This is a genomic window from Pseudomonas sp. CFBP 8772 (assembly GCF_014841665.1).
In the GTDB taxonomy this organism is placed as follows: domain Bacteria; phylum Pseudomonadota; class Gammaproteobacteria; order Pseudomonadales; family Pseudomonadaceae; genus Aquipseudomonas; species Aquipseudomonas graminis_B.
On record NZ_JACYUI010000001.1, the window covers coordinates 271298 to 286395 of the forward strand.

Genomic DNA, 15098 nt, shown 5'->3' on the forward strand with positions numbered 1-15098 from the left:
ATCACCGGCATTTTTCGTTTTGGGGATGGTTAAAAAACGTTGGGTGAGGCCTGCACTGTTCAGCCGTCCTGAGAGACCTGCTGCTAGCGTGAAAACCGCCGCGCGCCGGCAACGCACGCGATAACCCCGACGGTCACTCCCAGCATGCCCACGCTGACCTGTTCATGCAGAAGGGTTGCGGCCAGCGTCAGACCAAAAAAGGGCTGCAGCAACTGCAGCTGTCCCACCGCCGCGATGCCACCCTGGGCGAGACCGCGATACCAGAACACGAAGCCGATCAGCATGCTGAACAGCGACACGTAGCCCAGACTCAGCCACGCCGGTGCGCTGATGGTGGCCAGGACTGGCGGCGCGCTGAACAGGGTCAGCATCAGCATCAGCGGCAACGCCAGCACCAGCGCCCAGCAGATGACCTGCCAGCCGCCGAGCGTCCGGGACAGCGTGGCACCTTCGGCGTAACCCAGGCCGCAGACGACAATCGCCAGCAGCATCAGCAGATCCCCCGCCGGCGACGCCGACAACCCTTGGGCACAGGCGAACCCCACTACCAGCGCACTGCCCAGCAACGAGAACACCCAGAACACCGGACGCGGACGCTCGCCGCCACGCAACACCGCGAACACAGCCGTCGCCAACGGCAACAGGCCGACAAACACGATGGAGTGCGCCGACGTGACGTATTGCAACGCCAGCGCGGTGAGCAGCGGGAAGCCGACCACCACGCCGCTGGCAACGATGAATAGCGGCATCAGTTGGTTGCGCTGCGGGCGCTTCTCTCGCAACACCAGCAGCAGACAGACCGCGACCAAGCCGGCAATCGACGCTCTGGCGACAGTCAGAAACAGCGGCGCGAACTCCAGCACGGCGATGCGCGTGGCCGGCAACGAACCGCTGAAAATGATCACGCCCATCAGGCCATTCAGCCATCCGGCAGTGGAGCGCTTTGTCGCCAGGGGCTGGACCATTGAAGAGATTTCCATGGGGTTCGGACTCCTGAGGTGCAGGCGTGAGGACGCCATTGCTGATTGAGGTTGAATTGCCAACGGGTCAATTGCCGTCAAGGCAGCGTAAGGGGCAGAATCAGTACAATCAAAGAATTGTCATGGATACAGCGTCTATGCCCCGCGCCCGCTACAAAACCCTTGTGGACCGATTTGCTGCGCAGATTGCGGCCGGTGAACTGGCGCCCGGGACGCGCCTGCCGACCCATCGTCAGTTGGCGGCGGCTGAAGGCCTGGCGCTGGTCACGGCGTCGCGGGTCTACGCCGAGCTGGAAGCCATGGGACTGGTGAGCGGCGAAACCGGGCGCGGCACCTTTGTCCGGGAAATCGCCCTGCCGCTCAGCCATGGCGTCGATCAACAGACCAGCACGCCCGGCGTCCTCGACCTCAATTTCAACTACCCGACGCTGCCGGGCCAGGCGGATCTGCTGCGCAACGGCCTTCGCCAACTGGCGTTGTCGGGTGATCTGGAGGCGCTGCTGCGCTATCAGCCCCATGCCGGCCGAAGCCATGAGCGCGCGTGCATGGCGCGGCACCTTGCTGCTCGGGGCTTAACGGTCGAGGCCGACGAGGTGGTGATCGTCAGTGGCGCGCAGCATGGCCTGTCGGTCATTGCGATGGCGTTGCTCAAACCGGGCGATGTGGTGGCGGTGGATGCGTTGACCTATTCGGGGTTCAAAGTGGTGGCCGACGCCCTCCGGCTGGAATTGCTCGCGATCCCCCATACCGATCACGGCCCCGACCTGAACGCCTTGAAAACACTCTGCCAGCGAAGGCGGATCAAGGCCGTCTACACGATGCCGACCCTGCACAACCCCATGGGCTGGGTGATGGACCTGCCGTGGCGCGAACACTTGGTGCGCATCGCTCGGCACCATGGGGTGCTGTTGATCGAAGACGCAGCGTATGCGTTTCTGGCCGAGGACCCGCCCGCACCGTTGAAGGCCCTGGCACCGGAGCTGACCGTCTACGTCTCGGGTTTCTCGAAAAACATCGCGACCGGGCTGCGGGTGGGTTACGTGGTTGCGCCGCTGCCATGGATTTCGGCGATGGAGCGTGCGATCCGGGCGACGGTCTGGAATACCCCAGGGGTGATGACGTCGCTGGTCTGCGGCTGGATTGAGGACGGCACCGTCGCGCGTCTGGAGGCGGAAAAACGCCTGGACGCGCGGACCCGACAGACGCTCGCCCGGGAGCTGTTAATCGGGTTGAACGTCATCACTCACCCGGCGTCCTATTTTTTGTGGGTACAACTGCCTGAGGACGCCAGGGCCGACCAGGTGGCCATGGAGTTGCTGGCAAACAAGGTGGCGGTTTCGACTGCCGAACCCTTCGCCACCTCCAGCGTCGTCCCCCACGGAATTCGCCTGGCGTTGGGTTCTGTGGATCTTGAGGCGTTGCGGGTTGCGTTGCAGGCAGTGCGTCGGGCAGTCGGTCGCTACGTGTATTGAACAGTGCGAAAGGTGAGGGCGGCAGCGGGCTTTGTTGAGGCATCGGTAACGGTGTTTCTCAAAGCGCCTACCATTGTTGAAATCGATAGTGAACATCACGGTAGGCGAGTTCTCTTTTTCCCGGAAGGGAGGAGGATGGCCCCATACCGAACTGGCTCTAAAAGGACACCACGCGATGAAAATCTCAACCCTGCTGACCCTCGTCGCCGTGCTGTCCAGCGGATTCGTCGCTACCGGTTCTGCTGTTGCGTCAGGCAATGAGTTGGCGGCGGATGCCGAGGCGTGCCATTTGCTGCCGGTGGTTGAAAGCCGTGTGGCGTTGCAGTCTTCCCAACGCGTGGGTGTGCTCTACAGCGAAAACACCGTTGGCACCCTCGAATACCTTGAGCGTTATCACGCGGTGGCGCTGAAGGGCGTCAAGAATGGCGGGCTGGATTCGCGCATTCGCGAGGCGTTCGTCAACAGCTCCGATCCAAAGCTGGCGATGGACTGGCTGAAAGGTTCGTTGCAGAAGCAGTTTGCTTCAGTGACCGTGTACGACAACCTTGACGCGCTGATGCAGGCGCGGCCTGACGTGGTGGTGATGCTCGACACCTACAGCCGTCTGGTATCCCAGCGTAACTCTCAGGTCGAAGCGCGCTTCATTGCAACGTTCTACGATTCGAACCTGCAATACATCGGCAAAGCTGAAGGCTTGGGCGCCCAGGAGCTGAGCTCGGTGTGGGTCCACGGCAAGGCCGCCCCGGAAATCGCCGCGCAGATCAACCAGCAGCGCGACCTGCAGGTCAATGCCCTGAAGCAGTTTGATGTGTCCCTCAAAGCGCTGGTGACCACCGGGAAGACGGCGGAAGTGGCGAGTAATTGATCGCTGCCTACCAGCCTAACGCGGTTTGATAGTGGGACCGGCTTTAGCCGGGAAGAGGCCGGTTTGATCACCCTCAATTTCGCAATGTGCAGTCCGACGCTTTCCCGGCTAAAGCCGGTCCTACAGACTGCACGCGGTCCCACTGGGTGAATCCGGCCTGAGCCTTTCCCCTGACGCAACAAAAAACCGCTGCGCCCCTCCTGAAGGCGTCAGCGGTTTTTTTTGTGAGGGCGGTTACTTGCTGTCAGGCAGTGCGTAGGCAATCACGTAATCACCGCGATCCTTCGACTGACGGGCGCCGCCGGCGGTGATGACGATGTACTGCTTGCCGGTCTTAGGCGACTCATACGTCATCGGGCCGCCCTGGCTGCCCACGGGCAAGCGGGCTTTCCAGGCTTCTTCGCCGTTGGCGCTGTTGAACGCGCGCAGGTAGTAGTCCTGGGTGCCGGCGATGAACACCAGACCGCCCTGGGTCGACAGCGTGCCCCCCAGCGTCGGCATGCCGATCGGCAAAGGCAGGTGCATTTTGATGCCCATCGGGCCGGTGTCCTGAACGGTGCCGACCGGCACTTGCCAGGCGATCTTTTGAGTCTTCATGTCGATGGCGGTCAACGTGCCGAACGGCGGCGCCTGGCACGGGATGCCCGCCACCGACAGGAAGCGGTTCTTGTTAACGGCGTACGGCGTGCCCTTCAGCGGGACGGCGCCCATGCCGGTATTCAACGCCTCACCGCCCGACGCCGCGATGGCGTCCTTCAGCTGCGGCACCATCTGAATCCACAGGCCCAGGCGCATGTCATTGACGAAGATGAAGCCGTGAACCGGATCGGTCGACAGGCTGCCCCAGTTCATCCCGCCCAGTGATCCCGGGAAACTCAGCGAAATGTCAGTGCCCGGCGCGGTGAACAGGCCGTCGTAGCGCATCTTCTTGAACGAGATCCGGCACAGCAACTGGTCGAACGGTGTGGCGCCCCACATGTCCGATTCGGTCAGCGTCTGCGCACCGATCTGCGGCATGCCCACGGATTTTGGCTGGGTCGGCGAATACGGTTCGTTGGGGATATTCGACGCCTTGACCGGGACTTCCTTGACCTCGGTCAGCGGCTGGCCGGTGTGGCGATCGAGGACGAAAATCTGCCCGGCCTTGGTGCCAATGACCAGCGCCGGCACCTTGCTGCCGTCAGGCTTGGCGAAGTCGATCAGGCTCGGCTGCATCGGCAGGTCGAAATCCCACAGGTCGTTATGGACCGTCTGATACACCCACTTCTGCACGCCGGTGGTGGCGTCCAGTGCCAGCACCGAGGCGCCATAGGTGTGGTCAAGCTCGGTGCGTTTCACGCCATAAATGTCGGTGGACGAACTGCCCATCGGCAGGAACAGCGTGTTCATGGCCGGGTCGTAGGACATCGGTGCCCAGCTGTTCGGCGTGCTGCGCACATAGGTTTTGTCGGCGGCAGGCGCCTGTTTGTCTTCGGGATTGCCCGGATCGAACGCCCAGCGCATCTGCCCGGTGACTACGTCAAAGCCACGGATCACGCCGCCCGGCATATCGGCCTGCACGTTGTCGGCCACGCGACCGCCAACCACCACGGTGGTCCCTGCCATCAGCGGCGCCGATGACAGTTGATAGTAGGAATCGGGCACGTTGCCCAGACCGGCTTTGAGGTCGACCTGGCCATTGTTGCCGAAGCCCTGGCAGAACTCGCCGGTGTCGGCGTCCACGGCAATCAGGCGCGCGTCGATGGTGTTGGTGAGCAGACGACGCTGGCAGTTGGCGCCAGCCGGCACAGCGACCGCCGCCGCAGGCCTGCTGCCATCGGTGGGTGGCGCAATAGCGGCGCTGGTATCGAAATAAGCCAGCCCGCGGCAGCGTTGCCACACGGCGGACTTGGCGTTGATGTCGTTCTTCCACAGCTGCTTGCCGGTGTCGGCGTCCAGCGCGATGACGTTGTTGTGCGGCGTGCAGATAAACACCTTGTCGCCGACCTGCAACGGGGTCATCTGGTCTTCGGCACCATTGCCGTCGCTGAGGGCGACGTCGCCGGTGTGGTAGGTCCAGGCCGGCACCAGCTTGCTGACGTTGTCGCGGTTGATCTGGTCCAGCGCGGCGAAGCGGCTGCCGCCTTCATCGTTGCCGTAGTGCGCCCAGTCTTTCTGCGCGTGGGCAGGATCGACTTTGGTCAGCCCCGGGCCAGTCCCCGTAGGCGACACCGACGCATGGGGCTGAAACATGCCCCAGGATCCAGCGACGATCGCCAGCGCCAGCACGCCGCCAACGACGTAACCGCCGCGACCGGCTGCGTGGCCATTGGCCTTGCGCAGGGAAGGGTAGATCAGCGCGACCAGCAGGCTCAACACGCCGAGGGCAAACAGCCGGGAAACCAGCGGCCAGAACACCAGCCCGGCGTCCACCAGCGCCCAGATCAGCGTCAGCAGCATCACCGCTGCAAACAGCCACGCGCCTGACAGGCGACGTCGGAACAGCAGGACGGCCGAGACAATCAGGCCCAGGCCGGCCAGCAGGAAATACGCACTGCCGCCCAGCGTGACGAGGTAGCCGCCGCCCGCTGCGAAGAGTAATCCGAAAACCAGCACGCCCAGCGCAACGACCCGAATGGGCCAGCGGCTGGCGGCTGCCGAAGAAGGTGAGTGATTCATGAGGCATTCCTGCTGACGCGAAGAAGGGCCGGGGACGACCGATCAAGTGATTTGAGGGCAAGGGTTCACAGCGTGATGGCTGCCAGGCGTATCGCTTACGGCATATCCGTCGTGTAATTAACCGGTTAGTTAATTCCGGCGACGATAGCAAAAAAACGCATTGCCTGCGTCAATTTGTCTCTGTCAGAGGGGCTCGCGCGGAGCGCCTTCAGGCGCTGAACCTGTCAGCGCTGCTGATCCATGAACGCTCGCAGACGCTGTTGCAGGCGGTCCACAGCGTTGTCCATCGAGAGAAACGCGTCGACCGTCATCACTTGCCAGCGCTGGCCTTCATCGCCGAACACCACCTGATCGAATAAACCCTCGGCCACTTCAGCGACGAAAAACCAGGTGTCGAGCCCGTCGACGCCCTGACCCGGGTAGACCTGCTTGTGAGTAAAGGTAGCGGGGTCGAGGACGATGCCGAATTCCTCCATCGTCTCCCGTACGGCGCATTCTTCCGGCGTCTCCTGGCCCTCACGCCCGCCGCCGGGCAGGTCCCACAGGTTCGGCCAGGGGATCTCGGGTTTGTCATCGCGTTGATAGGTGAGCAGCGTGCCATTGCACAGGATCGCGACTTTTGCGCCGGAGAAAGGAGGATGTACGGACATGATTGCGCCTTGTGAAGTCAGTGCGGATAACACTAGCAGTGTCGGCCTGAAACATGCAGCCAACGGCAACCACACACTGCAGTCATCGAGTGAAACCGGCTTCAGCCGGGAAAGCGTCAGTGGTTGCACTGCAAAATTGATGGTGTTCACGCTGGCCTCTTCCCGGCTGAAGCCGGTCCTACTAAGCATCGCGTGCATCCATGGGTACTAACATTCATGCGAACCACCCACACCGGGAGAAAGGATGAACAACCAGACACTGAAGGACGCTTACACCGGCTATATCGACTGCCTCAATCGCCAGGATTGGGCTGCCTTGGGCGATTTCGTCGGCGATGAGGTGCGTTACAACGGCGAGCGCGTAGGCCTGGCCGGCTACCGGCAGATGCTGGAACTGGATTTTCGCGCCATCCCTGACCTGCGTTTTGTCATCGATCTGCTGATCGCAGAGCCACCGCACATCGCCGCAAGGCTGACGTTCGATTGCACGCCGGTGGGCGAGCTGTTCGATGTGCCGGTGAATGGGAGGAGGGTGCAGTTTACGGAGAACGTGTTCTACACATTTGCGGCGGGGTGTATCGTCAATGTCGAGTCGGTGATCGACAAGGCGGCGATGGCGGCGCAGGTGCTGAAGACCTGAACCGCCGAATGGTCCGGCAGCACGGCTGACTCACAGGAGAGCCAGCCGCGCTGCCGCTCCATCAATGCAACGCGCTGGCGCGATTTTTAGCGACGTCTTCGGCTTTGATCTCACCGTCGCTCTGACCGAACCGACGCAGCACGAAGGTGCTCACGGCGGCCAGTTCAGCGTCGCTGTAACTGCGGGCGAAATCAGGCATGCGCTGATCGACCCGTGCCGCCGTTGGCGTGTGACCTTCCAGCAACGTCGCCATCACGTTCCGGCCTTTGGGGTCGTTGACGGTTTTCAAGCCCGCCAACCCGCCTGCCGGGGACTGCCGGCCACTGCCGTCGATCTGGTGGCAGGCCACGCAGGTGTCGTTGAACAGCTTCTGACCAAGACCCTTTTGCAGTGCGGCATCGTTCATCACCATGCTTGGGCGGGGGATGCCTTCGCTTCGTGCCGGCGTGCTCTTGAGGTACACCGCGATGGCTTTCAGGTCCGCCGGATCGAGGTAGCGCAGGCTGTGCTCTACCGCGTCACCCATCGGCCCGCCCGCGCCGCCGAAACCGGCCGCGTAGCCCTTCGACAGGTAGCTGACGATCGCTTCTTCCGGCCAGGCGCCGATGCCGTATTTGGCGTCGGAGCTGATGTTGTAGGCCATCCAGTTGCCCAGCTCGGCACCCGCCAGGGAATTGCCGGAGCTCATCGCCTGGAAGATGTTGCGTGGCGTGTGGCATTCGCCGCAGTGGCCGGGGCCCTGCACCAGATACGCGCCGCGATTCCATTCAGGCGATTGCTTGCTGTCCGGGACGAAGCGTTCGTTGCCGGCGAACATCGCGTTCCAGAACATCATTCCCCAACGCTGATTGAACGGGAACGAAATCTTGTTCTCTGGCGGCATCTGCTTGACCGGCTCAAGGCTGAACAGGTAGCCCTTGATCGCCAGGATGTCTTCCCGGGACATCAGCGTGTACGAGGTGTAAGGGAAGGCCGGGTAGTAATGCTTGCCGTCCTTGCCCACGCCTTTCTGCAGGGCGTCGACGAACTCGTCGTCGGTCCAGTTGCCGATACCGGTCTCTTTGTCCGGGGTGATGTTGGGCGAATACAGGCTGCCAAACGGCAACTTGAATTCCAGCCCGCCGGCGTACGGCTTGCCGCCCGGCACGACGTGGCAGGCCACGCAATCAGCGGCGCGGGTCAGGTATTCGCCCTTGCTCATCGCCGGGGTGTCGCTCGCGTAAACGGTGCTGGCCAGCAAACCGGCCACAAGTCCGAGCGCAGTGTTGAAAACGTTCATGACGCGCTCCTTAAACAGTGAAATAGCCAGAACGGCTCAACGGCAAACGACGCTCACGCACACCGGTAGCGGCGTACACGGCGTTAACCAGCGCGGCCGCAGCGGGCACTGCGCCGGTTTCACCGACACCGCCAGGGGTCTCGACGCTGTCGACGATGTGCACCTCCACCGGCGGCGCGTCGCTCATGCGGATCTGCCGGTACTCGTGGAAGTTGGTCTGCTGCACTTGACCCTTCTCGACAAGGATTTCGTTGAACAGCGCGGCCGACAGACCGAACAGCGTGCCGCCTTCCATCTGCGACGCCACGGAGGTCGGGTTGGTGGCAAAGCCGCAGTCGATGACCGTCACCAGCCGTTTGATGCGCAGGCCTTTTTCGCCTTCCTTCTCCAGCTCGACGATGGTGGCGACGAAGCTGCCGAACACCGCCGTCACTGCCACGCCACGGCCCGAACCGGCAGGCAGTGGCTTGTCCCACTCCACCAGTTGCGCGGCCTTGGTCAGCACCGCTTGAGCGCGGGGTTGCGACTGCATCAGCGCCAGGCGGTATTTCACCGGATCGACCTTGGCGTTGTGGGCCAACTCGTCGATGAAGCACTCGATGGCGTAGGTGCTGCGCAACGGTCCGACGCCACGCCACCACGAAACCGGAATCACCTCGGGGTCGTGACGGATGTAGCGCACCTGCAGGTTGGGCAGGGTGTAGATCGGGTCCTTCGCCACTTCGACGGCATCGCCATCGACGCCGTCAGCCGGCAATGCGCCGATGTAGGCAGCGACCACCGAAGCACCGGCGATGCGATGCTCCCAGCCCACCGGACGCAGGTCTTTGTCCAGCGCCGCATTGAGGCGGTCGACGTAGTGCGGACGATAACGGTCGTGGGTCATGTCCTCTTCGCGGCTCCAGATCAGCTTGATCGGGTAGCTGAGCTGGCGCGCGATGTCCACGGCCTGGAAGATGAAGTCAGACTCCAGACGACGGCCGAAACCACCGCCGATCAACTGGTTGTGGATCACCACCTTTTCCACCGGCATGCCGCAGACTTTGGCGGCGCCTGCCTGGGCCATCCCCGGCGCCTGGCAGCCGACCCACAACTCGCACGCGTCGGCGCGCACATGGGCGACGCAGGTCATCGGCTCCAGCGGCGAGTGGGACAGGAAGGGTTGCTCGTAGATCGCTTCGAAGCGGCTGGAAGCGTTTTTCAGCGCGCCGTCGATGTCACCGGACTGGTGCGCGAACACACCATCGCCAGCGCTGGCGTCGAACAGCGATTTGTCCAGCTGGGCGGAATCCAGACCGGCGTGGGGGCCGAGGTCCCAGTCGATGTCCAGCGCCTTGAGCGCTTGCTGGCAGGACCAGAAATTGCTCGCCGTTACCGCCACCGCGTTGTCCAGCCGCACGATATCGCGCACGCCAGGGATCTTGCGCGCAGCGTCTTCATTCTTCACGCCGCGCAGTTTGCCGCCGTGAACCGGGCAGGTGAGGGTGGAGGCAATCAGCATCCCCGGCACTTGGAGGTCGATGGTGAATTTCGCCGTGCCGTTGACCTTGTTCGGCGTATCCAGTCGCTGGACCGGTTTGCCCAGCAGTTTGAATTCGCTGACGGCTTTGAGCGGGATGTCGGTTGGCAGCGGTAACTTCGCCGCGGCGTCCACCAGCTCGCCGTAACCGGCACTTTGACCGTTCGGGCCGATGACCCGACCGTTCTCGGCATGGCACTGGCTCGGCGCGACTTTCCAACGCATCGCCGCGGCCTGGATCAGCACGATGCGCGCGCTGGCGCCGGCCTTGCGCAGGGGCTCCCAACTGTAGCGGGTGGAGGTCGAACCGCCGGTGGCCTGGAAGCTCAGCAGCGCGTCGGTGTACAGCGCTGCATTGGGCGGCGCCTCGGTGATGGTGATCTGGCTCAACGGCACTTCGAGCTCTTCGGCGACCATCATCGCGATGCCGGTCTGCACGCCCTGGCCCATTTCGATCTTCGGCGAAATCAGCGTGACGGCGCCGCTGTGATCAATGCGCACGAAAGCGCCATAGCCTTGCTCGGCGTTGTCGCCCAGGCTCGCGCCCTTGACCAGGTCGGCGGCGAAGCTGCGAGTGACGGTCGCCGGCAGGTAAGTGCCAATGACCAGCCCGCCCAGCAGCGCACTGCCTTTGAGCAATCCACGACGCGAGAGCATCGCGGCAGATGATTGTGATTCGGACATGATGACTTCCTTCAGGCCTGGCTGACGCTTTTGATGGCGGCGCGAATGCGGGTGTAGGTGGCGCAGCGGCAAAGGTTGCCCGACATGGCGTTGACGATCTGCTCGTCGTTGGCTTTGGGGTGTTCCTGCAACAGCGCGACGGCCGACATGATCTGCCCCGGCTGGCAGTAGCCGCATTGCACGACTTCATGGTCCAGCCAGGCTTTCTGTACCGCCTGACCCACAGCCTGCTCGCCGACGGCTTCGATGGTCGTGACCTTGCGGCCCGCCACGGCGCTGACCGGCAGCACGCACGAGCGCACGGCCTGGCCGTCCAGGTGCACGGTGCACACGCCGCACTGGGCGATGCCGCAGCCGTACTTGGTGCCGGTCAGGCCCATCACGTCGCGCAGGACCCACAACAATGGCATGTCGTCGGCGACATCCAGGTCGTGCTCCTGGCCGTTAATCATCAATTTCTGCATTGCAACCTCAGAAGGTCATCACGGTTGACGCACTGCGTCACGAGCAGGGTCGTGAGGCGGCATCAAGGCTTCGGTTTGTTTGAAAATAGCGCCGTGCCAGTGGCCAGCGCTTTATAGAGGTCTGCCCGGACATCTTGGTGTCAGACGAGTCAGGGGGATGAATGGTAGTACGTTCATCATTGGAAATGTTTGATTGCGCGGAAAATATTTCTCAGGCGCCGTTAAATGACCCGCGACAACATGACGCGCTCCGGGAAAGTGCATCGCCTGTATCTGCCGCACTCTAAAGGGTATTGGCGAAGCGTTCATCAGTGGCGCATAAAGTTGTGGGTCACGGAATAGGCAAAGGACTATTACGGGAATTGATCTAATAACTATGCGCATCGATGGCGGTGATGGGCTTTATCAATTTTAAGTATTTATCATCGGCGCGGATCACGAACAGAATGGCCCCAGAAGCAAACGACAAGCGCTTTGCTTAATTACGACTGAATGCACTTCTGGAGAATGACCATGAAAGTATTAACCTTCGCCGCCCTGTCCCTTGTCAGTGTGTTCGCCGCTGCCGGCGAACGCCCGGCCACCCACCAGCAGCCCTCGACCCAGGTTGAACAATACAACCGTCACAAAGGCATCGACGTCGCTAAAGTGATCAGCATCAAAAACGCTCAGGACCCACAGAAAGTTGATGGTCCCGTGCAATCCACCATGGTGTATGTTGACCACGCCGGCGTGACCCACAGCCTTGACTACACCATCATGGGCTACGGTCGTCAAAATGGTTAATCGCCAGTGCCCTGGCGGCTTCAATTACAAACGCTATAAAAGAAACGCTGCATTGAATGCAGCGTTTTTTTTTTGCGTGATTATTGAGCTGGAACGTTCCGTTGTATCGTTCGCCATGAACGTGTTCCAGCCGCTTATTTATTTAAAGGCTCATTACGTGTTGGCGCCGATGAGGGTTACGCACGTCGCTGGATGAAGTCCAGAAATGCTCTCAGTGGTGATGGCACATAGCGCCGGCCGGGGTAATACAGAAACGGCCCGCTGAAACGCGGCCACCAGGGTTCGAGTACCGGTTCCAGTGCGCCGCTGTCGAGATGGGGGCGCAACCAGTCTTCGAACAACGAAACGATGCCCAGGCCGTCGATGGCGGTTTGCACGGAGAGGTCCACTGCGCCGCCAATTCGCACGGTGAGTGGGCCGGTCGGGTCGACACAAACTTCTTCCCCGTCACGCTCGTATTCCCACAGTGGAACAGAACCGCTGGGGAATTTGCCGCGCAGGCAACTGTGGTTCAACAGATCACGCGGATGCTCGGGCCGGCCCCGGGCGTCGAGGTACGCCGGCGAGGCCGCCGTCGCGAAACGCTGAACGCGCGGGCCGATGGGCACGGCGATCATGTCTTGTTCCAGGCGGTCGTCGTAGCGGATGCCCGCGTCGCAGCCGGCGGCGAGCATGTCGACGAAGCTTTCCTCGGTGATCACTTCCATGCGGATGTCCGGGTGCGCTTGCAGGAACGGGGTGATGATTGCCGGGAGTATCAGGCGGGCGGCGCTGACCGGTACGTTAAGCCTGAGCGTGCCGGAAGGGCGGTCGCGAAAATCGTTGACCACGTCCAGCGCCGATTCGACTTCCCCGAGCGCCGGTACAATCCGTTCCATCAGCCGCGCGCCGGCTTCCGTCGGCACGACGCTGCGCGTGGTGCGGTTGAGCAAGCGCACGCCCAGCCTCGATTCCATGCGTCGAACCGCGTCGCTGAGGCTGGATGCCGACTTGCCACTCAACCGTGCGCCTTCCCGAAAACCGCCCGCGTTGACCACGGCCACGAAGGCCAGCAAATCCTGAATGTCTGTTGCCATTGTCCGCTCACTCGTACAACCCGTGCCGATTGCACCTGATTATCAGCGCATCGGTCAACGCCTATAGTCGTCCTACATTCTTGATCACGAGGCGTTACCCATGAGCCAGGCCAGCAAGGCAGGACAGTTTTCATTCGGCGGTCGCACCGTCAACCGCATGGGCTACGGTGCCATGCAACTGGCCGGGCCGGGCGTTTACGGACCGCCGAAAGACCACGCGGCTGCAATCGCCGTGTTACGTGAAGCGCTGGCGGCCGGGGTCAACCATATCGACACTGCAGACTTCTATGGCCCTCACGTCACTAACCGCCTGATCCGCGAAGCCCTGCATCCTTATAGCGACGAGTTGCTGATCGTCACCAAGGTCGGCGCGTCGCGAGGCACTGACGCGTCATGGAACGCTGCCAATAGCCCGTCGGAGTTGGTGAGCGCGGTGCACGACAATCTGCGCAATCTCGACGTCGAAGCGCTGCACGTGGTGAACTTCAGGGCGTGGGGCACCGGGCATTCCCCGGACCAGCAGTCGATTGCCGAGCAGTTCAGCGCGTTGGCCGAGTTGCAGCGTCAGGGGCTGATTCAGCACTTGGGCCTGAGCAACGTCAGCGCCAAGCAGGTCACTGAAGCGCAGAGCATTGCCGAGGTGGTCTGCGTGCAAAACCACTACAACCTGGCCCACCGGGATGACGAGCAGTTGATCGCCGAACTCGGCAAGCAGGGCATCGCCTACGTGCCGTTCTTCCCGCTGGGCGGGTTCACACCCTTGCAGTCGCAGACGCTGTCGGACGTCGCCACACGCCTCGACACCTCGCCGATGTGCGTGGCCCTGGCGTGGCTGCTGCAGCGTGCGCCCAACCTGCTGCTGATTCCGGGCACCTCGTCGGTGGCGCATCTTCACGAAAATCTAAGCGCCACCGAGCTGGTCATTCCGCCAGACATGCTCGCTGAACTCGACGGCCAGGGCGCCTGATTCATTATTGTCAGTAGGACCGGCTTTGGCCGGGAAGAGGCCGGTGTGAACACCCTCGATTTTGCGGTGTGACGACCGACGCATTCCCGGCTGAGGCCGGTCCTGCATCCAGCATCCGCGGTGCATCTGGATGAATGCGGTGTCTTCGTGGGACCGGCTTTAGCCGGGAAGAGGCCGGTTCTACACCCAGCATACGCGGTGCCTCTGGCTGGATGCGGTGTCCTCGTAGGACCGGCTTTAGCCGGGAAGAGGCCGGTGTGAACACCCTCAGATTTGCAGCGTGACGACCGACGCCTTCCCGGCTGAAGCCGGTCCTATATCAAGCATCCGCGGTGAATCTGGATGGATGCGGTGTCATCGTGGGACCGGCTTTAGCCGGGAAGAGGCCGGTGTGAACACCCTCGGATTTGCAGCGTGACGACTGACGCCTTCCCGGCTGAAGCCGGTCCTATATCCAGCATACGCGGTGCATCTGGATGAATGCGGTGTCTTCGTAGGACTGGCTTTAGTCGGGAAGAGGCCGGTGTGAACACCCTCGGATTTGCAGCGTGACGACTGACGCTTTCCCGGCTGAAGCCGGTCCTACGCCCAGCATCCGCGGTGCATCTTGATGAATGCGGTGTCCTCGTGGGACTGGCTTTAGCCGGGAAGAGGCCGGTGTGAGCACAATCAGATTTGCAGCGTGACGACCGACGCCTTCCCGGCTGAAGCCGGTCCTACATCGAGCATCCGCGGTGTATCTGGCTGGATGCGGTGTCCTCGTGGGACTGGCTTTAGCCGGGAAGAGGCCGGTGTGAACGCCCTCAGATTTGCAGCGTGACGACCGACGCCTTCCCGGCTGAAGCCGGTCCTACATCCAGCATACGCGGTGCATCTGGATGAATGCGGTGTCCTCGTGGGACCGGCTTTAGCCGGGAAGAGGCCGGTGTGAACACCCTCGATTTTGCGGTGTGAACGCCCTCAGATTTGCAGCGTGACGACCAACGCCTTCCCGGCTGAAGCCGGTCCTACATCGAGCATACGCGGTGCCTCTGGCTGGATGCGGTGTCCTCGTGGGA

The 15098-nt window shown here is 62.2% G+C and carries 12 protein-coding genes; 5 read left to right on the forward strand and 7 right to left on the reverse strand.

The features are described from left to right. Positions 1-83: 83 nt before the first annotated feature. Positions 84-980 (reverse strand): DMT family transporter, encoded by an 897-nt coding sequence (locus tag IFT99_RS01180; RefSeq protein ID WP_192130136.1) that lies wholly within the window; start codon positions 978-980, stop codon positions 84-86. Positions 981-1117: 137 nt separating this feature from the next. On the opposite strand from IFT99_RS01180, the gene IFT99_RS01185 reads away from it, so the two are divergent. Beyond that, on the forward strand, positions 1118-2452 hold the full coding sequence (locus IFT99_RS01185) for an aminotransferase-like domain-containing protein (protein WP_192130499.1): 1335 nt from the start codon (positions 1118-1120) through the stop codon (positions 2450-2452). A gap of 175 nt (positions 2453-2627) precedes the next feature. Then, a complete protein-coding gene (locus IFT99_RS01190; RefSeq protein ID WP_192130137.1) occupies positions 2628-3317 on the forward strand; it encodes an ATPase in 690 nt (229 codons plus the stop codon). 234 nt (positions 3318-3551) lie between these two features. On the opposite strand, the gene IFT99_RS01195 is transcribed toward IFT99_RS01190, so the two are convergent. Next, positions 3552-5975, reverse strand: a complete 2424-nt coding sequence (locus IFT99_RS01195; RefSeq protein WP_192130138.1) for a glucose/quinate/shikimate family membrane-bound PQQ-dependent dehydrogenase — start codon at positions 5973-5975, stop codon at positions 3552-3554. Positions 5976-6199: 224 nt separating this feature from the next. Further along, positions 6200-6625, reverse strand: coding sequence for an NUDIX hydrolase (locus IFT99_RS01200; protein ID WP_192130139.1), 426 nt, complete (start codon positions 6623-6625; stop codon positions 6200-6202). 244 nt (positions 6626-6869) lie between these two features. Between IFT99_RS01200 and IFT99_RS01205 the strand changes: the two genes are divergently transcribed. Further along, positions 6870-7265: an ester cyclase gene (locus tag IFT99_RS01205; protein WP_192130140.1), complete on the forward strand. Its 396-nt coding sequence runs from the start codon at positions 6870-6872 to the stop codon at positions 7263-7265. A gap of 61 nt (positions 7266-7326) precedes the next feature. On the opposite strand, the gene IFT99_RS01210 is transcribed toward IFT99_RS01205, so the two are convergent. From IFT99_RS01210 to IFT99_RS01220, 3 genes are read right to left on the reverse strand one after another with little or no spacing between them, the layout of a single operon-like run. Then, on the reverse strand, positions 7327-8544 hold the full coding sequence (locus tag IFT99_RS01210; RefSeq protein WP_192130141.1) for a cytochrome c: 1218 nt from the start codon (positions 8542-8544) through the stop codon (positions 7327-7329). 10 nt (positions 8545-8554) lie between these two features. Then, positions 8555-10747, reverse strand: a complete 2193-nt coding sequence (locus IFT99_RS01215; protein ID WP_192130142.1) for a xanthine dehydrogenase family protein molybdopterin-binding subunit — start codon at positions 10745-10747, stop codon at positions 8555-8557. Positions 10748-10758: 11 nt separating this feature from the next. Continuing rightward, on the reverse strand, positions 10759-11211 hold the full coding sequence (locus IFT99_RS01220) for a (2Fe-2S)-binding protein (RefSeq protein ID WP_065988623.1): 453 nt from the start codon (positions 11209-11211) through the stop codon (positions 10759-10761). Positions 11212-11724: 513 nt separating this feature from the next. Here IFT99_RS01220 and IFT99_RS01225 point away from each other — a divergent pair. Continuing rightward, the gene (locus tag IFT99_RS01225; protein WP_065988622.1) at positions 11725-11997 is read left to right on the forward strand and encodes a DUF2790 domain-containing protein; all 273 of its coding nucleotides are present in this window, start codon (positions 11725-11727) and stop codon (positions 11995-11997) included. 176 nt (positions 11998-12173) lie between these two features. Here IFT99_RS01225 and IFT99_RS01230 read toward each other — a convergent pair whose 3' ends face one another. Continuing rightward, on the reverse strand, positions 12174-13073 hold the full coding sequence (locus IFT99_RS01230) for a LysR family transcriptional regulator (protein ID WP_192130143.1): 900 nt from the start codon (positions 13071-13073) through the stop codon (positions 12174-12176). 100 nt (positions 13074-13173) lie between these two features. Between IFT99_RS01230 and IFT99_RS01235 the strand changes: the two genes are divergently transcribed. After that, positions 13174-14040 carry an aldo/keto reductase family oxidoreductase gene (locus IFT99_RS01235; RefSeq protein ID WP_192130144.1) on the forward strand — a complete coding sequence of 289 codons (867 nt, stop codon included), beginning with the start codon at positions 13174-13176 and terminating at the stop codon, positions 14038-14040. Positions 14041-15098: the final 1058 nt, after the last annotated feature.

Bases quoted from the DNA above. Each gene is read 5' to 3' on its own strand.
- IFT99_RS01180 (WP_192130136.1), bottom strand. From the start codon at position 980: ATGGAAATCTCTTCAATGGTCCAGCCCCTGGCGACAAAGCGCTCCACT.
- IFT99_RS01185 (WP_192130499.1), top strand. From the start codon at position 1,118: ATGCCCCGCGCCCGCTACAAAACCCTTGTGGACCGATTTGCTGCGCAG.
- IFT99_RS01190 (WP_192130137.1), top strand. From the start codon at position 2,628: ATGAAAATCTCAACCCTGCTGACCCTCGTCGCCGTGCTGTCCAGCGGA.
- IFT99_RS01195 (WP_192130138.1), bottom strand. From the start codon at position 5,975: ATGAATCACTCACCTTCTTCGGCAGCCGCCAGCCGCTGGCCCATTCGG.
- IFT99_RS01200 (WP_192130139.1), bottom strand. From the start codon at position 6,625: ATGTCCGTACATCCTCCTTTCTCCGGCGCAAAAGTCGCGATCCTGTGC.
- IFT99_RS01205 (WP_192130140.1), top strand. From the start codon at position 6,870: ATGAACAACCAGACACTGAAGGACGCTTACACCGGCTATATCGACTGC.
- IFT99_RS01210 (WP_192130141.1), bottom strand. From the start codon at position 8,544: ATGAACGTTTTCAACACTGCGCTCGGACTTGTGGCCGGTTTGCTGGCC.
- IFT99_RS01215 (WP_192130142.1), bottom strand. From the start codon at position 10,747: ATGTCCGAATCACAATCATCTGCCGCGATGCTCTCGCGTCGTGGATTG.
- IFT99_RS01220 (WP_065988623.1), bottom strand. From the start codon at position 11,211: ATGCAGAAATTGATGATTAACGGCCAGGAGCACGACCTGGATGTCGCC.
- IFT99_RS01225 (WP_065988622.1), top strand. From the start codon at position 11,725: ATGAAAGTATTAACCTTCGCCGCCCTGTCCCTTGTCAGTGTGTTCGCC.
- IFT99_RS01230 (WP_192130143.1), bottom strand. From the start codon at position 13,073: ATGGCAACAGACATTCAGGATTTGCTGGCCTTCGTGGCCGTGGTCAAC.
- IFT99_RS01235 (WP_192130144.1), top strand. From the start codon at position 13,174: ATGAGCCAGGCCAGCAAGGCAGGACAGTTTTCATTCGGCGGTCGCACC.